Raw genomic sequence first — 15,093 nt, forward strand, 5'->3', positions numbered from 1 at the left:
CAGGCAGAGAATGAACTAAAATAAAAAAGCGAACAACCATAAATGTTGTCCGCTTTTTTATTATTTATCCCCAAATTTCTTTAGAAATGTCAACTATATATTTTAGTTTTGCCCATTGTTCTTCTTCAGTTAAAATATTGCCGTGATGTGTGGAAGCAAATCCGCATTGAGGGCTAATGCACAACTGCTCCAGAGGCACATAGTTTGTTGCCTCTTCAATTCGAGCTTTAATGTTTTCTTTATCTTCTAAAGTTCCATGCTTTGAAGTGAAAACACCTAAAACCACTTTTGGCCCATCATTCGGAATATAGTCTAAAGGAGCAAAGTCGCCAGAACGATCATCGTCATACTCTAAGAAAAATCCGTTTACTTTTTCTTTTGCAAAAAGGGTTGGAGCAATTTTAGCATAACTGCCTTCAAAAGCCCATTTCGAGCGATAATTACCGCGGCAAAGGTGAGTAGTTACAATAAGGTCCTCTGGTTTATCCTCTAATACTCCATTTACAACACGCAATGCTAGGCTGATTAATTCTTCACGAGAATAACCGCTATCATTGAATGGAATATTCTCTGCATTTAAGCCTGCAATATAGACATCATCCAGCTGCAAATAACGGCAGCCTGCATCATAAAAGGCTTTAATGGCATCACGGTAGGTAATGATGATGTCATTTGCATATTCTTCAACGTCCGGATAGATTTCAAGGTTGCGAATACCAGCGTTAAATAACTGATTGGGGCTAGGAATTGTTTGCTTTGCAACAGCACGATCCCCAACGATTTCTTTAAATTCAACAAAATCTTTAAGGTGAGGGTGATTCTCGTTAAAAGAGATTTTTCCAATGACACGAACATCATATCTTTCCGTTTCTTCTCCTTTAAATGCAAACCCGCTATCTGGAACATAGCCTTCGACTCCATTTAAATGCTCGAGAAAATCAGTATGCCAAAACCGGCGGCGAAATTCTCCATCAGTAACAGCCTGCAGTCCGACTTCGATTTGTTTATCTACGACTTTTTTAATTTCTTCTGTTTCGATTGCATGCAATTCCTGCGCTGAAATGCTTCCATTTTGATAATCCTTTCTTGCAATATGGATTTTTTCCGGACGCAATAAACTTCCTACATGATCTGCTCTGAATGGAGCTTGGACGCGTGTTTTCAACATTTGTGATCTCCCTCTTTCTTTCAATATTTTGGTATTGAAGTAAGTATAGCAGGAGAAATTATTATAAAGTAACACAATAAATCTATTTCTTGCTATAGTCTTAAACTATAACGGTTTTAGTTCTTCTTCGATGGTTTCTTTTAAATACTGAATATAAATATTGGCTAAAGTACTTTTGGTCACATCTTTTCGGGTAATATAGCCAACATTGATGACTTCATCTACTAGTAATGGAACTGCAACAATGTCTTTGCTATTTAATTTATGGCTGATGACTCCAGTTGAAATCGTATAGCCGTTCAAACCGATCAGGAGATTAAATAATGTGGCCCGGTCTGTAACTCGAATGTTTTTTGGTCTTGATAGGGTGCTCAGAATTTCTTCGGAAAAATAGAAAGAGTTAAAATCGCCCTGTTCATAGGAGAGATATGGATAGGGAGGCAAGTCAGTTAAGGTCACATATTCTTTTTGCGCAAGCGGATTTTTGGAACTGATGAAGATATGCGGCTTTGCTTCAAATAGTTCCTGAAAAATCAAATTACCTTCTCTTAAAAACTTCTGGATGACTTTTTTATTAAAATCATTTAAATATAAAATACCAATTTCACTTTGCAGATTTTTGACATCATCAATAATTTCATATGTTTTCGTTTCACGGAAGCTAAACTCATATTCTTCCCGTTCATAATCTGTCAGCAGTCGAACAAAAGCACTTACAGCGAAAGCATAATGCTGAGCAGATACAGAGAAATGCTGCTGCGGAGAGCGAGTATTCGTATATCGATTTTCAAGGAGTTCTGTCTGTTCAACAACCTGCCTTGCATATCCTAAAAATTCGGATCCTTCAGGGGTTGGCAAAATGCCCTTATTTGATCTGTGAAAAATGGTAATCCCTAATTCTTCCTCAAGCTCTTTTAATGCATTTGAAAGACTAGGCTGGCTAATAAAGAGTCGCTGTGCTGCCTTGTTGATCGAACGGCTTCTTGCTACTTCTATTACATATTTAAGCTGCTGTAGAGTCATGTTCTTTTCCTTTCTGAGAAAATAGATAATTTAAATAATTCTAGCATTCTTTTATTAAATTGGAAATGGAAAGAAGCATGGACACTTGGTGCACATGCTCTTATGATTTATATAACTAGTTTGTTTTAATATGTATATACCTGGATACGAGTGCTGTTAATACGGCATAAGTTGTTGCCTTTACGGTGGAGAGGACCTTATTATCTCGGTGAGGGTCGATGCATACAAAATCCATTGCTGTGATGCTTGGATATTTGCCCAGTTCAAAAAGAAGGTCAAAAAGTTCATCTGTACGCATTCCGCCTGGTGTTGAAGCGGGCACTCCTGGTGCATAAGAAATGTCTAAAACATCCATATCAACTGTAAGGTAAACGAAATCCACTTTTTTCTGCAGCTGTTCCATGACAACCTGTATAAGTGCTGGAATTCCCTGTTTGCGCAGCTGTTTAAGCGAAATTATATTAATTTTATGTTTCTGTGCTGCTTCTATTAAAGAAGGAGCATTGTAAAAACCATGAAGACCAATATTATAAATATTTTCACCTTTTACGATATTGTCTTCAACAAGCTGCCGAATAGGCGTTCCATTTGTTGGTCCCTGGCTTAAATCTCTTAAATCCAGATGCGTATCCAGTTGAACAATGCCAATGGATTTATCAGGATTCTTATGTTTCAATGAACGCACAATAGGCGCTGTAATAGAATGATCACCACCGATTGATGTATAAAAAGAATTAGGGAAATGGTGCTGAATACTATCCATTGCAGCTTCTATGTTCTTGTGGCACTGCAAAATATCTGTATAGTGCATTCTGGCATCCCCGATGTCGGCAACCTTAAGCCCGCGAAAATCAACATGCTCGTCAAAATAATAGGTAGTAAAAAGCTCCCAAGCACTTCGGAATGCTTTAGGAAATTCAGAAGCTGCCGAAGCGCTGATCGAGGAGCGGGAGAGGGGGACACCAAGTATAACGGCATCCCAGTCTTGCCGATCTTCCTCCCAGGCTGGTATGATCCAATCCTTAACTTTGATGTCTTTGCCTTGCTCTCGCATCCAAACGATTGAAGACTTTTGAATATGTTCATATAGATTTGTCATTGCAATACAGCATCCTTTACAACAATTTCACCATTTTTTAAAACCATATGAGTATGATTCATGCCGTAATAGTATTGCAGCTGCTTGTAGTTGGAAACATTTAAGATTAAAATATCTGCTTTTTTTCCAGGCTCCAGAGATCCGATGAGATGCCCTCTATTAATTGCATAAGCAGCATTGATCGTCGAAGCTGTCAGTACTTCTTCCAGTGTTAAACCCATGTTCATACAAGCCAGATTCATAATAAATGGCAAACTGATGGTAGGGGAGGAGCCAGGATTAAAGTCAGTCGAAATGGCAATTGGTACACCACAATCAATCATCAGCCGCCCGCGTGCGAAAGGAGCACGGAGGAAGAAGGCGGTACCAGGAAGCAAAACGCCAATTGTACCTGCTTCTGCCATTCTCCTAATGCCTTCATCCGATGCAACGAGAAGATGCTCAGCCGAGATGGCACCAACTTCTGCAGCAAGCTCAGAACCTTCATAAGGCTCAATTTCATCAGCATGAATCTTCGGTGTTAATCCATATTGCTTTCCAGCTTCTAAAATTTTGCGCGATTGTTCTGGCGTAAACACTCCTTTTTCACAGAAAACATCATTGAATTCGGCCAGTTTTTCTTCTGCTACTTTAGGAAGCATTTCATGAATAATAATATCTACGAACTCATCTTCACGCCCTTTAAATTCTCTTGGAACAGCATGGGCACCCATAAACGTACTGATCACATCAACAGCATGGGTATCCTGAAGTTTTTTTGCGACTTCAAGCTGCTTTTTTTCATGTTCCCAATCTAAGCCATAGCCGCTTTTGGCTTCAACGGTAGTTACACCATACTTTAGGAATTCGTTCAGATGACGATAGGCTTTATCGTATAATTCTTCAAAACTAGCATTACGGGTGCTTTTTGCTGTTGAGTGAATACCGCCGCCAGCATTCATAATTTCCATATAAGATGCACCATTTAATCTCATGTTAAATTCATTTTCACGGGTGCCTCCATGCACTAAATGAGTGTGGCAGTCAACAAGGCCTGGCATGACAATCTTTCCTGCTGCATCAATTACTTCTGCCTGTTCTAAAAGGTGTGAATAGTCTTGTTGTAACTCTTCTAAAGTTCCAACTGCTGCTATATGATCTTGATCAATTAGAACACAGCTGTTTTCAAGAATGGCAAGTTCGCTCATAGCTTCCTTTGTACGCGGGCCCTTGTCAGATCCTCTTAGAGTAATAATCTCGTTCGCATTTATAATGAGTTTAGCCATTGTGATCATCCTTTTTGTTCAGCATTGGTATTTGAATATTTTTCTCTTTGGCCGTTTGAATAGCAAGATCATAACCTGCATCGGCGTGGCGAATGACGCCAATACCCGGATCAGATACAAGAACACGGTTTATTTTATCGGAAGCTAATTGGGTTCCATCTGCAACTAAAACCTGACCTGCATGCTGCGAATAACCCATGCCAACTCCGCCGCCATGGTGTACACTGACCCAGCTTGCTCCACCGGCCGTATTAATAAGAGCATTAAGAATGGGCCAGTCAGAGACAGCATCTGATCCATCTTTCATTCCTTCTGTTTCTCGGTTAGGAGATGCAACAGAACCTGAATCCAAGTGATCGCGACCAAATACAATTGGTGCACTGAGTTCGCCATTTGCCACCATTTCATTCACCTTTAAGGCAAAGCGATGGCGATCGCCATAACCAAGCCAGCAAATCCGGGCAGGAAGTCCTTGCCATTTCACCATTTTTTGAGCCATATCAATCCAGTTTGTTAAGCCTTCATCATCGGCAAACATTTTTTTGGCTAATGCATCTGTTTTATAAATATCCTCTGGATCACCAGACAATGCAGCCCAGCGAAAAGGTCCTTTTCCTTCACAAAATAACGGACGAATATAGGCAGGGACGAATCCAGGAAAATCAAATGCATTTTTAACACCCATCTCTTTAGCATAGGCTCGGATATTATTTCCATAGTCAAAGACTTCGGCACCTGCTTCTTGAAACTCAAGCATCGCTTGAACATGCTCAGCCATTGCTTGTTTTGCCTTCAGTTCATATACTTTTGGATGCTTTTGGCGCAGATCGAATGCTTCTTCTAAGCTCATTCCATTAGGGACATATCCATTGAGCGGGTCATGTGCCGAGGTTTGGTCAGTCACAATATCGGGAATGAACTTGCGGTTGAGCAATTCTCTATGCACATCTACACAGTTGCCAACTAATCCAATGGAAACAGGCTGTTGTCTTTCACAATGTTCTTTTACTAATGTAAGAGCCTCGTCCACAGAATCTGTTAAATAATCACAATATCCTTCTGCTATTTTTCGTTCAATCCGTTTGCGATCGACTTCAACTACTAAAATAACAGCACCAGCCATTTTTCCTGCCAGGGGCTGTGCTCCGCTCATGCCGCCCATACCGCCAGTTAAAATAAATTTTCCTCTTAAGTCAGATGTTCCAAACACCTTTTTTCCAGCTTCCACAAAGCTTAAATAAGTGCCTTGTAAAATCCCTTGTGCTCCAATATAAATCCAGCTTCCGGCAGTCATTTGACCATACATCATCAAATTTCTCTCTTCTAACTGATAGAAATGCTCCCAATTGGCCCATCCTGGAACTAAATTTGAGTTTGCGATTAATACGCGGGGGGCATTTTCATGTGTGCGGAAAACACCAACAGGCTTTCCTGATTGTACAAGCAGCGTTTCATCATTTTCTAATGCCTTTAAAGATGCAATAATCTGCTCATAGCACTCCCAGTTGCGGGCAGCTTTTCCGATTCCTCCATATACCACCAGTTCATCTGGATTCTCGGCTACTTCAGGGTCCAGATTATTCATAAGCATCCTTATAGCAGCCTCTTGCTCCCAGCCCTTACATGTTAATTGATTTCCTCTTGGAGCGTGTATGTTTTTATTAATGATCATTTCATCATCTCTCCTTTGAATTTATAAATATATCGTGAAAGAATCTTTATTAAGTAAATGCTCTTATTATTTATTTTAGTGATGAAAATTTTATGAAAATATAGAATTTAATAAAAACAATTGGTAGTTGTTCCGGTTTTTTATTAAAATGAATATGTATAACTGGAATAATATGTGTTTTATAAATTTTATAAGGTGGGTGATTAATAATGAAGATCTTCATTATTGATCGGGATGAGAATGAAGCGAGAGGTCTGCAGTGGTATTTGAAATCTTACTTATTGAATAGGGTAGAAGTGATTATATTAGAATCAATGCTTCAATTAAATAAGAAGAAAGAAGAAATGATACCAGACATCATCATATTTGAGATGGAATTAATTCAGCAGCCCAATGATTTTTCTCTTTTAGGATATTTGAGGGAAAAGGGAGCAGATTTATATGCTTTAACAGCTGAACCCCTATTTAAACACGGATTAAAAGCAATCCAAATGCAAGTGAATCAATTATTTGTAAAACCGGTTGATTTAGAACTTTTAAAAGAAATAATAAATACTTCAAGATCGGAACGTGTTTCGGATGAGCTGGGTATCAGCGAAATTGAGAATTCAGATCATTTTTACATGCAGCTATTTTCTAGCAGTAAAGACCTTTTTCCGAAAAAGAATCAGTTATTTTTTTTGATTGAGTCAGACAATAGAAAAGATAACATTTCTTTATATAAATGGTTAAATGAAATTGCCGGTTTTGAGAACTTAAAAATGTATCCGTTATCAAAACGAATTATATGTGTATCAGATTTTGTGGAAATAGCAGAGTTTGAACACAGAGCAAGAACCATTATGAGGGAATGGAGCTTTATCAATGGGACTTATATCAATATAGCTGTCTATGATGGTGTGCCTGTAACCTTAAATCAACTCTATTCAAAAATGAAGAAATCGTTGAACCAGCGATTTTATAAAGGATTTGAGCACATATTTTACGTAAGCAAGCACCTTGTTGTTAAGCATTTAGACCCTTTATTAACTCCAGAAGATCAACAGCTATGGATCACCAGCCTTGAAAACCATGATATCTCAAGTATTAAAAACTTTCTTTATACATTATCTGCTCAAGCCAGCTATTATGAGGAGGATTTAATACGGATCTACTTGACGAGTGTTTTAGCGCAAATACGCCGATTTATGAAGAAGTATGATTTTCAGCTGAAACAAGATCTTGAAGAAAAATATCTTAAATTATTTCGCATTATTTTGGAGCATCCGATTTTATATACGATTATTCAAGAAATGATCCTTTTCACCCAATTGCTCATGAAGCATGCAAAGAATGAAAAAGAAAAAGCAAATTACGGAAAGCTGACAGCTGATTTAATCAATGATCAGTATACGAACACGGCTTTTTCTTTAAGCAGTGCAGCTGATCAATTAGGAATAACACCCAATTATTTAAGCAGCGTTTTTAGCAAGTATCATGAAATTCCATTTAAACGTTATTTGCAGCACTATCGTCTTGAGCAATCGAAAAAAACGTTAATTCACACAGAACTATCAATAAGTGAAGTAGCTCATGCAAATGGATTTGAAGATCCAAACTATTATTCAAAGACCTTTAAAGAGTATGCTGGTCTGCCGCCAAATAGATTTCGAAAAAGGCACAGGAGGAAGGAAGAGGGAACAGGAGAATTACATAATATTGATGCAGAAGTAAGCCTTGGATAAAATGAGGAATTTAATGTAAAAAATCTCGTTTAAGAAGGGTGAGGGGCTTTTTATTATTCATTGTGAACTCCTTGTAAATCTAAAATAAGCAATGTATATTATAAAATAATCTGCTGCACATTGTGAAAATGGACAGTAATAAATAAAAGCCTTCAATCTAAAAGACTGAAGGCTCTTCTGTTAAATGGGCTTCACCATTGTACGGTGGGGAATGCCTGCATCAAGAAATTCCTCTGAAACTGCCTCATATCCCAATTTCTCGTAAAATGGGATCGCATGTGTCTGGGCGTTCAGCTTTAATTTGGTTACACCTTGATCAGCAGCATATTGTTCAATGCTCATCATGATTTGTTTCCCTGATCCGCCTTTGCGTGCTTCTTTCATCACGCATATTCTTTCAACTTTCCCATAGCCATCGAGGGTTCGAAATCTTCCAGCACCAACAGGCTGATTATTGTCGTAAAGGACAAAGTGTGTACTTTCGTTTTCATACTGATCAATTTCTTCTTCTACAGATACATTCTGTTCTTCTACGAACACTTTTTTCCGTACATAAAGAGCATCTTGAAACTGCTCCTCAGATTGAGCGATTTTGACTTCCATTACTATTATTCCTTTCTGAGACGAAAAGTTTCATAAACACTCCAGGATCCATTTTCAAGCTGATATAACAGATGGAAACGGTCAACAATCTCTTCGTGTTCAACCCGGTCCATTTTTAAGGAGCCGAACACGTCTGAATGTTCATCATTTGAAAGCTTTTGGCCAATTGTGATATGTGGGACAAAGGCATATTCAGGCTTGTCCCCTAAGATGTTATCATTCACTTTTTCATGAAGAAGATTCAATTCTTCAGTAGGATTTACTTTTAAGTATATAACATTATTTACAGGCTGAAATGAGCTGACTTTTCTAATGGAAAGCTGAAATGGATTTGTTTCCGCTGCTATATTATGCAGTGTCTCAGATACAGCCTTCATTTGCTCGTCTTCTGCTGAAAAGGCTTTTAATGTTAAATGTGGAGGAATTAATGCATAATGCGGATCATACCGCTTACGATATGAGTTAGCAAGATCTTGCAGTTTTTTTGACGGAAAGATTACGATTCCGAATTTAGTAGTCATAATGTAACCTCCATTATACTTAGAATGTAAATAGTGTTTTCACTATTATAACAAATTTTCTAAATTCATTATAATTAAGAAACTGACCAGAAACAACAAGCCGTTATAAAACGGTTTAATACAGGACTAACAGACTAACGTAAATCAGGAGAACATGTGAATAAGTGCTCTTTTGAGATCAGGCTGCCAATACTTCCATGTATGATTTCCATTGAATTCCTCATAAAAATAAGGAAAGCCTTTTGCTTTAATCACTTTTTCTAATTCCCTGTTAGGTGTAATGAAATCTTCTACTTTTCCGGATGTTGTTTTCACCTCCGTTTCTTCTGTGCCAATTACATGGTAAATTTCCAGCAAATGAGGCTGATCAAAGGATTCAACTGCATCTAAAACTGTTTTATTGACTAAAGGTGATTGGAGAATCAGCTTTCCGAACGTATTTGGATACTGTAATGCCGCCAGAAGTGACACAGTTGCTGCTAGAGAATCTCCAGCAAGTGCGCGTCCTGCTCCCATTTGAAAAGTGGAAAACTCTTTATCAATAAATGGAACAAGCTCATGAGCCAGGAAACGAATATAAGCTTCGTGCTGATCGCCCTCTGGATGATATTTTCTGCGCCGATCCTCAACGCTTTTATATGGGATGCCAACAATGATGACATTTTCAATTTCAGATTTGCTTATGAGTTCGTCAGCAATTCGCCCGATTCTGCCAAATTGAAAGAAATCTTTTCCATCTGAAGCGATTAACACCGAATACTTATAAAGAGGCGAGTAGGAGCTGGGCAGATAAACGAGCAGCTCCATATCCTCGTTTAATTCTTTACTGGAAAAAGTAAGGTCTTTGATTGTTCCTTTTGGGTATTCCATGATAACTTTCCCCTCCGTTATAATATGTAAAGCCTTTCACGGTATTTTATCATATATACAGCCAAAACGCTTAGAACGTCACTTGCTGTGATAGCTTCATTTTTTTACAAGAGAAAGCAGTTTTGTTTAACTGTTTTGAAATAAAGTATTATTTGACAATTCAATAAATTTAATTGTACTATTATTTAGGATATAATCTAAAATTGAGGGGGTTTGTATATGAAAAAGAAAAAGATTATGTTTCCTTTTGTATTGCTAATCGCTCTTTCAATGCTCCTTGCTGCATGCGGCGGCGGAAGTGATGAAGGAAATGGCGGAGATGGCGGAGACACTCCAGATTTCATGAGCCTAGTTACAGGTGGAACGGGCGGTACATATTATCCGCTTGGCGGAGCATTTGCTGAGATCATTACAGATGCTACAGACATTCAAACAAATGCAGAGGTATCTGGTGCATCTGCTGAAAACATGAACACGATTCGTGATGGCAATGCTGAAATTGCTTTCTCACAAACAGATATTGCTTCTTACGCAAAAAATGGCGAGCAAATGTTTGAAGGAGAAGCAGTTGAAAATGTAAGTGCTATTGGAACTTTATATCCAGAAACGATTCAAATCGTAACAACTGCTGGTTCAGGCATTGAATCAGTTGAAGACCTTGCAGGCAAAAAAGTTTCAATTGGAGCACCTGGTTCTGGTACGGCTCTAAATGCGGAGCAAATTCTAGAAGTTCATGACATGACACTAGAGGATATTGAAAAGCAGGATTTATCCTTTGATGAATCAACTGCAGGTATCCAAGATGGTACAATTGATGCAGCATTCGTAACAGCTGGAAGTCCTACAGGAGCTGTTGAAGGTTTATCTGCAACTGAAGATATTGTCATTGTTCCAATCGAACAAGACAAAATTGATGCATTAATTGAGGCTTATCCATTCTATATTCAGGATGAAGTTCCATCAGGCACTTATAAATTGACTGAGGCTGTTCCAACTGTAGCCGTACAAGCGATGCTTGTTGTATCTAATGATCTTTCTGAAGATGTTGTTTATGATGTAACAAAGGCTATTTTTGAGAATCTTGATAAAGTAGCTCACGACAAAGGAAAGTTAATTAGCGCTGAAAATGCAGTCAATGGTGTTGGAATTGATATTCACCCTGGTGCACAGAAATATTATGACGAACAAGGTATTGAAGCAGAATAATAAATAACGTTATCAGGTCTTTTGGCCGTCAGGATTGCCCGCAGGCAGGCAAACTGGCGGTCAAACCCGTTTAAAGAAGAGGTTTTCACAGCTTGGTGAAAGCCCAAATAAACCTTTGATTAGGTGGGGCTGTTATGAAAGTAAAAAAACCAGGCATATGGAGTATTCTCCTGGTATTCCTCGTCATTACATCCATCATGATCATTTTATTCATTCCCTATAGGCAGGCACTCGTATTCGAATACCAGAATACTGGAGATGTTCTGGCCTTTATTCCATTACCGGAGCAAGGCAAATTTAAGATGAAGTACACCCATTCCATTCATTTGTCAGAAGTAGTTGAAAGCTATACAATCAATGAGAATCATGAAATTAAACAATATGAACTTATGTATGAAGATTTTGCGATTGGTATGCCTGAGAATGCAGCTGATGGAGAAGTATTTGAACAAAAAAATGGGAAATATTATATTAAAAATATGAATAGAGTTTTTCCCTATTTTGATCTGAGAGTAGGAAAGGTTCGGGCGAATCATACGATTATTTTTAAAAATAACGAGTATCCGTTGTCTCAGTTTGTTGAACCAGGCACGTGGATACGCATTGGAGCAGAAAAATTAAATCTGTTTCAAGTACTGAAAGGAGTGAATATGCTTGGCGGATAAGGTAGAAACATTATCACAGGAAGAACAGCAGCAATTACTTGAGAAATATGATCCGGAAGCCGGTACAAGAAATCTTGGCGGTGTGATTGGCTGGATCGTCTTCTTTGGACTCTTAGCTTTCTCATTATTCCATTTGTATACTGGAGTATTTGGCATGCTGACAGCACAGCTGCAGCGATCGATTCACCTTGGTTTTGCATTAGCACTTATTTTTCTGCTTTTCCCAGCTAGGAAAAAAAACTTAAAGAAAAATAAGGTAGCTTGGTATGATATTATTTTATCAATTTTGGCGGTAGTTGTTTGTGCATATTGGCCGTTAAATATTGAAGAAATTGTAGGCAGAGCTGGACGGTTAACAGATACTGATTTCTATATTGGTTTGTTGGCCATTGTACTAGTTTTAGAAGCGACTAGACGTGCAGTTGGGCTGCCAATTATGATTATTGCCATTGTATTTATCGGATATGCAATATATGGGCCTTATATGCCTGGCTTCCTCGCGCACCGCGGTTTGGATTTAGACAGACTGGTACAGACAATGTTTTTTACAACTGAAGGGATTCTTGGTACACCTCTTGGCGTATCGGCCACCTTCATATTCCTGTTTTTACTTTTTGGTTCTTTTCTGGTTAAAACAGGAGTTGGTCAATATTTCAATGATTTAGCTGTATCCATCGCAGGAAAAAGCACTGGTGGTCCAGCGAAGGTAGCAATTTTCTCAAGTGCCCTCCAAGGAACCATCAGCGGAAGTTCTGTTGCAAATGTTGTAACGTCTGGATCTTTTACAATCCCGATGATGAAAAAGCTGGGTTATAAAAAAGAATTTGCTGGAGCAGTAGAAGCAACAGCTTCTACAGGCGGACAAATTATGCCTCCTATTATGGGCGCTGCTGCCTTTTTGATGGTTGAATTTATCGGTGGCGGAATTACATACTGGGATATCGCAAAAGCGGCGGCAATACCTGCATTGCTCTATTTTGCCGGTGTATGGATCATGACTCATTTCGAAGCAAAACGACTGGGTCTGCGTGGTTTAAAAGATGAAGAAATGCCTAATCGCAAGGAAGTTTTCAAGAAGATTTATTTACTTCTTCCAATCTTAGCGGTTATTGTTTTATTAATGTCAGGTATGAGTGTGATCCGAGCGGCTTTGTGGTCAATTGTCATCACAATCGCTGTAAGTGCCATTAGGAAAGATACACGCATTACGTTTAGAGGATTTATTGATGCACTTGTGGATGGTGCCCGTACAGCATTGGGAGTAGCAGCTGCAACCGCCTCGGCTGGTATCATTGTAGGTGTAGTTGTAAAAACAGGACTTGGACTTAAAATGGCAAATGGAATTCTGGATTTCGCTGGCGGATTATTAATCCCGACTTTAATACTGACAATGGTAGCAGCGATTATTCTTGGAATGGGTTCACCGACAACAGCAAACTATGTAATCACATCGACTATTGCTGCACCGGCGATAATCCTTTTGGGTGTTCCTGATTTAGCTGCACATTTATTTGTATTTTATTTTGGTATAGTTGCAGATATAACACCGCCAGTTGCCTTAGCAGCCTTTGCAGCAGCCGGTGTTTCTGGAGGAGATCCAATAAAAACGGGTGTCACTGCTTCCAAACTAGCGATCGGTGCATTTATTATCCCATATATGTTTGTTCTCTCACCGGAACTCTTAATGATTGATACAACTTGGTATTACCTAATTTGGGTAGTATTCACAGCCTTAGCAGGAATGATGGCCATTGGCGCTGGAGTTATTGGCTATTGGATCCGTAAATTAAATTGGATGGAGAGAATTTTAGGAATTGCTGGCGGTCTCTTGCTGATCTATCCTGAAGGTATTTCAGATATTATTGGATTGGGTATCTTTATTGTTCTGATTGTACTTCAGCTAGTTTTCAAAAAAGGAAATAAAACGAAAGCAGAACCTGCATAAAATAAAAAAGGAAGGCCGTGATGGCTTTCCTTTTTTGATTAGTTAAAGCATATTGGAGTTCACATTAATCATCAGTGCCAATCGTCATGGTCGCATTAATGATTTCGTGTTCATCTGAGGTGAGTACCACAGTAAATGTGCCAGGATCATTTCCTTCAAATGATTCCTCACTTATATGCTCAACAAGCAAGTCGCTTTGATATTCAATGATTTCTTCATTAATGTTTTGATCATTTGTATTGCGAGACATTTCCTTTGCATCAATGGGAATTCTGCCTTCGATAAATGTCATCTTTTCATCGTCGCTCATTTCCTCGTCAAAATCAGAAAACTGCAGTTCAAGGCTTATCGCTCTCTCATTTTCGAAGTTGACGATCATAAAGTCACCTTGATAGCGGGCAATTTCTTCATTATTTTCATTTTCACCGTATGCTTCATTAAAAGACTCTCGTGGATCTCCCAAACCAACATTTTCTGTGATTTGTTCTCCTGGTTCTTCACCAAGATCAGACTCTGCTTTTTGCTCCTCCAATGAAGGAGTATTTTCATGTTCTTCTGCTGAGTTTATAACTTCGTCACCGTCGTCGCCACCACAGCCAGCTATAAATAATAAGGATGCCGAAAATAAAAGTAACAATGGTTTTTTCATATGGTTCCCTCTCTCTCTAGTTCGATGTAATTATACAAACTATACCCGAACAGTAGAGGGATAATCTTGTTTAGAGGTAATAATCTTTTGGAGCAGTTAGGAAAAAAGAGGGGTGAACGGGGAAATTCTTTTAATATTATAAAGCTGAAAGACTCATGCTGAAGAATATGAGTCTTTCAGCTAATCTGACGTGACGGCTTTTCAGGTAAAATAGACATAATATTATTGAGATTGAAAATGCGGAGCTGTTTTCTGGTTAAGCAATAAGCAAGAATACTGCTGCCCCTTAATTCCTTGATAAATATTGTTCTTTGTGAAAATGTATTGTTTTTAGACATATAAATGATCTCAACTGGTTTTCTTTCTTCCATAGAACGAAACAAAATTCCTTTCACTTTTCATCCCGCCTTATACTTTTAATTATAGTATACAGAACACTTGTTCTTGTTTCAAGTGTTTTGGTATCTTTTTTACAAATTTTATTTTCAGTGGCGGACACTTATTTTTACCGTTAAAATAGGCAGAAACTATTGACTTTTATGCATAAAAATACTATATTAATTATTGTCCTTACATATTCGATTCCGTAGCTCAGCTGGGAGAGCGCTACCTTGACAGGGTAGAGGTCGCTGGTTCGAACCCAGTCGGAATCATCATAAAAAAGCCAAGAGCCACAACGGTTC

General features: G+C 38.4%; 14 protein-coding genes and 1 tRNA gene. 5 read left to right on the top strand and 10 right to left on the bottom strand.

The window, feature by feature from the left end:
- Positions 1 to 64 precede the first annotated feature (64 nt).
- From F7732_RS00175 to hutU, 5 genes are all read right to left on the bottom strand, one after another.
- Positions 65 to 1,168, bottom strand: coding sequence for a 5-methyltetrahydropteroyltriglutamate--homocysteine S-methyltransferase (locus F7732_RS00175; protein ID WP_151571713.1), 1,104 nt, complete (start codon positions 1,166 to 1,168; stop codon positions 65 to 67).
- Between the two features lie 105 nt (positions 1,169 to 1,273).
- The gene (locus F7732_RS00180) at positions 1,274 to 2,191 is read right to left on the bottom strand and encodes a LysR family transcriptional regulator (RefSeq protein ID WP_151571714.1); all 918 of its coding nucleotides are present in this window, start codon (positions 2,189 to 2,191) and stop codon (positions 1,274 to 1,276) included.
- A gap of 115 nt (positions 2,192 to 2,306) precedes the next feature.
- On the bottom strand, positions 2,307 to 3,290 hold the full coding sequence (locus F7732_RS00185) for an agmatinase family protein (RefSeq protein WP_151571715.1): 984 nt from the start codon (positions 3,288 to 3,290) through the stop codon (positions 2,307 to 2,309).
- Positions 3,287 to 4,555: an imidazolonepropionase gene (gene hutI / locus F7732_RS00190; RefSeq protein WP_151571716.1), complete on the bottom strand. Its 1,269-nt coding sequence runs from the start codon at positions 4,553 to 4,555 to the stop codon at positions 3,287 to 3,289. Before hutI ends, F7732_RS00185 begins: the two co-directional genes overlap by 4 nt.
- Positions 4,548 to 6,227: a urocanate hydratase gene (gene hutU / locus F7732_RS00195; protein ID WP_151571717.1), complete on the bottom strand. Its 1,680-nt coding sequence runs from the start codon at positions 6,225 to 6,227 to the stop codon at positions 4,548 to 4,550. The genes hutI and hutU overlap by 8 nt, the downstream gene beginning before the upstream one ends.
- A gap of 209 nt (positions 6,228 to 6,436) precedes the next feature.
- On the opposite strand from hutU, the gene F7732_RS00200 reads away from it, so the two are divergent.
- Entirely contained in the window at positions 6,437 to 7,951 is a 1,515-nt protein-coding gene (locus F7732_RS00200) for an AraC family transcriptional regulator (protein WP_151571718.1), read from the top strand.
- A gap of 180 nt (positions 7,952 to 8,131) precedes the next feature.
- Here the strand turns inward: F7732_RS00200 and F7732_RS00205 are convergent, their stop codons facing one another.
- From F7732_RS00205 to F7732_RS00215, 3 genes are all read right to left on the bottom strand, one after another.
- On the bottom strand, positions 8,132 to 8,554 hold the full coding sequence (locus tag F7732_RS00205) for a GNAT family N-acetyltransferase (protein WP_151571719.1): 423 nt from the start codon (positions 8,552 to 8,554) through the stop codon (positions 8,132 to 8,134).
- Between the two features lie 5 nt (positions 8,555 to 8,559).
- Entirely contained in the window at positions 8,560 to 9,075 is a 516-nt protein-coding gene (locus tag F7732_RS00210; RefSeq protein ID WP_151571720.1) for a YjcG family protein, read from the bottom strand.
- A 144-nt stretch (positions 9,076 to 9,219) separates the two neighbouring features.
- Positions 9,220 to 9,945 carry an alpha/beta hydrolase gene (locus tag F7732_RS00215; RefSeq protein ID WP_192912974.1) on the bottom strand — a complete coding sequence of 242 codons (726 nt, stop codon included), beginning with the start codon at positions 9,943 to 9,945 and terminating at the stop codon, positions 9,220 to 9,222.
- A 219-nt stretch (positions 9,946 to 10,164) separates the two neighbouring features.
- On the opposite strand from F7732_RS00215, the gene F7732_RS00220 reads away from it, so the two are divergent.
- The 3 genes from F7732_RS00220 (at position 10,165) to F7732_RS00230 (ending at position 13,761) form a co-directional block, all read left to right on the top strand.
- On the top strand, positions 10,165 to 11,151 hold the full coding sequence (locus tag F7732_RS00220) for a TAXI family TRAP transporter solute-binding subunit (protein WP_151571722.1): 987 nt from the start codon (positions 10,165 to 10,167) through the stop codon (positions 11,149 to 11,151).
- Between the two features lie 134 nt (positions 11,152 to 11,285).
- Positions 11,286 to 11,816, top strand: a complete 531-nt coding sequence (locus tag F7732_RS00225) for a DUF1850 domain-containing protein (protein ID WP_151571723.1) — start codon at positions 11,286 to 11,288, stop codon at positions 11,814 to 11,816.
- The gene (locus F7732_RS00230) at positions 11,806 to 13,761 is read left to right on the top strand and encodes a TRAP transporter permease (protein ID WP_151571724.1); all 1,956 of its coding nucleotides are present in this window, start codon (positions 11,806 to 11,808) and stop codon (positions 13,759 to 13,761) included. Before F7732_RS00225 ends, F7732_RS00230 begins: the two co-directional genes overlap by 11 nt.
- A gap of 64 nt (positions 13,762 to 13,825) precedes the next feature.
- Here the strand turns inward: F7732_RS00230 and F7732_RS00235 are convergent, their stop codons facing one another.
- Both F7732_RS00235 and F7732_RS00240 read right to left on the bottom strand, forming a co-directional pair.
- Entirely contained in the window at positions 13,826 to 14,410 is a 585-nt protein-coding gene (locus F7732_RS00235; RefSeq protein WP_151571725.1) for a hypothetical protein, read from the bottom strand.
- A 176-nt stretch (positions 14,411 to 14,586) separates the two neighbouring features.
- Positions 14,587 to 14,805, bottom strand: a complete 219-nt coding sequence (locus F7732_RS00240; protein ID WP_151571726.1) for a hypothetical protein — start codon at positions 14,803 to 14,805, stop codon at positions 14,587 to 14,589.
- A 185-nt stretch (positions 14,806 to 14,990) separates the two neighbouring features.
- On the opposite strand from F7732_RS00240, the gene F7732_RS00245 reads away from it, so the two are divergent.
- A tRNA-Val gene (locus F7732_RS00245) sits at positions 14,991 to 15,063 on the top strand.
- Positions 15,064 to 15,093 lie beyond the last annotated feature (30 nt).

The sequence above is a fragment of the Bacillus mesophilum genome, assembly GCF_008923265.1.
In the GTDB taxonomy this organism is placed as follows: Bacteria; Bacillota; Bacilli; order Bacillales; family Cytobacillaceae; genus Cytobacillus; species Cytobacillus mesophilum.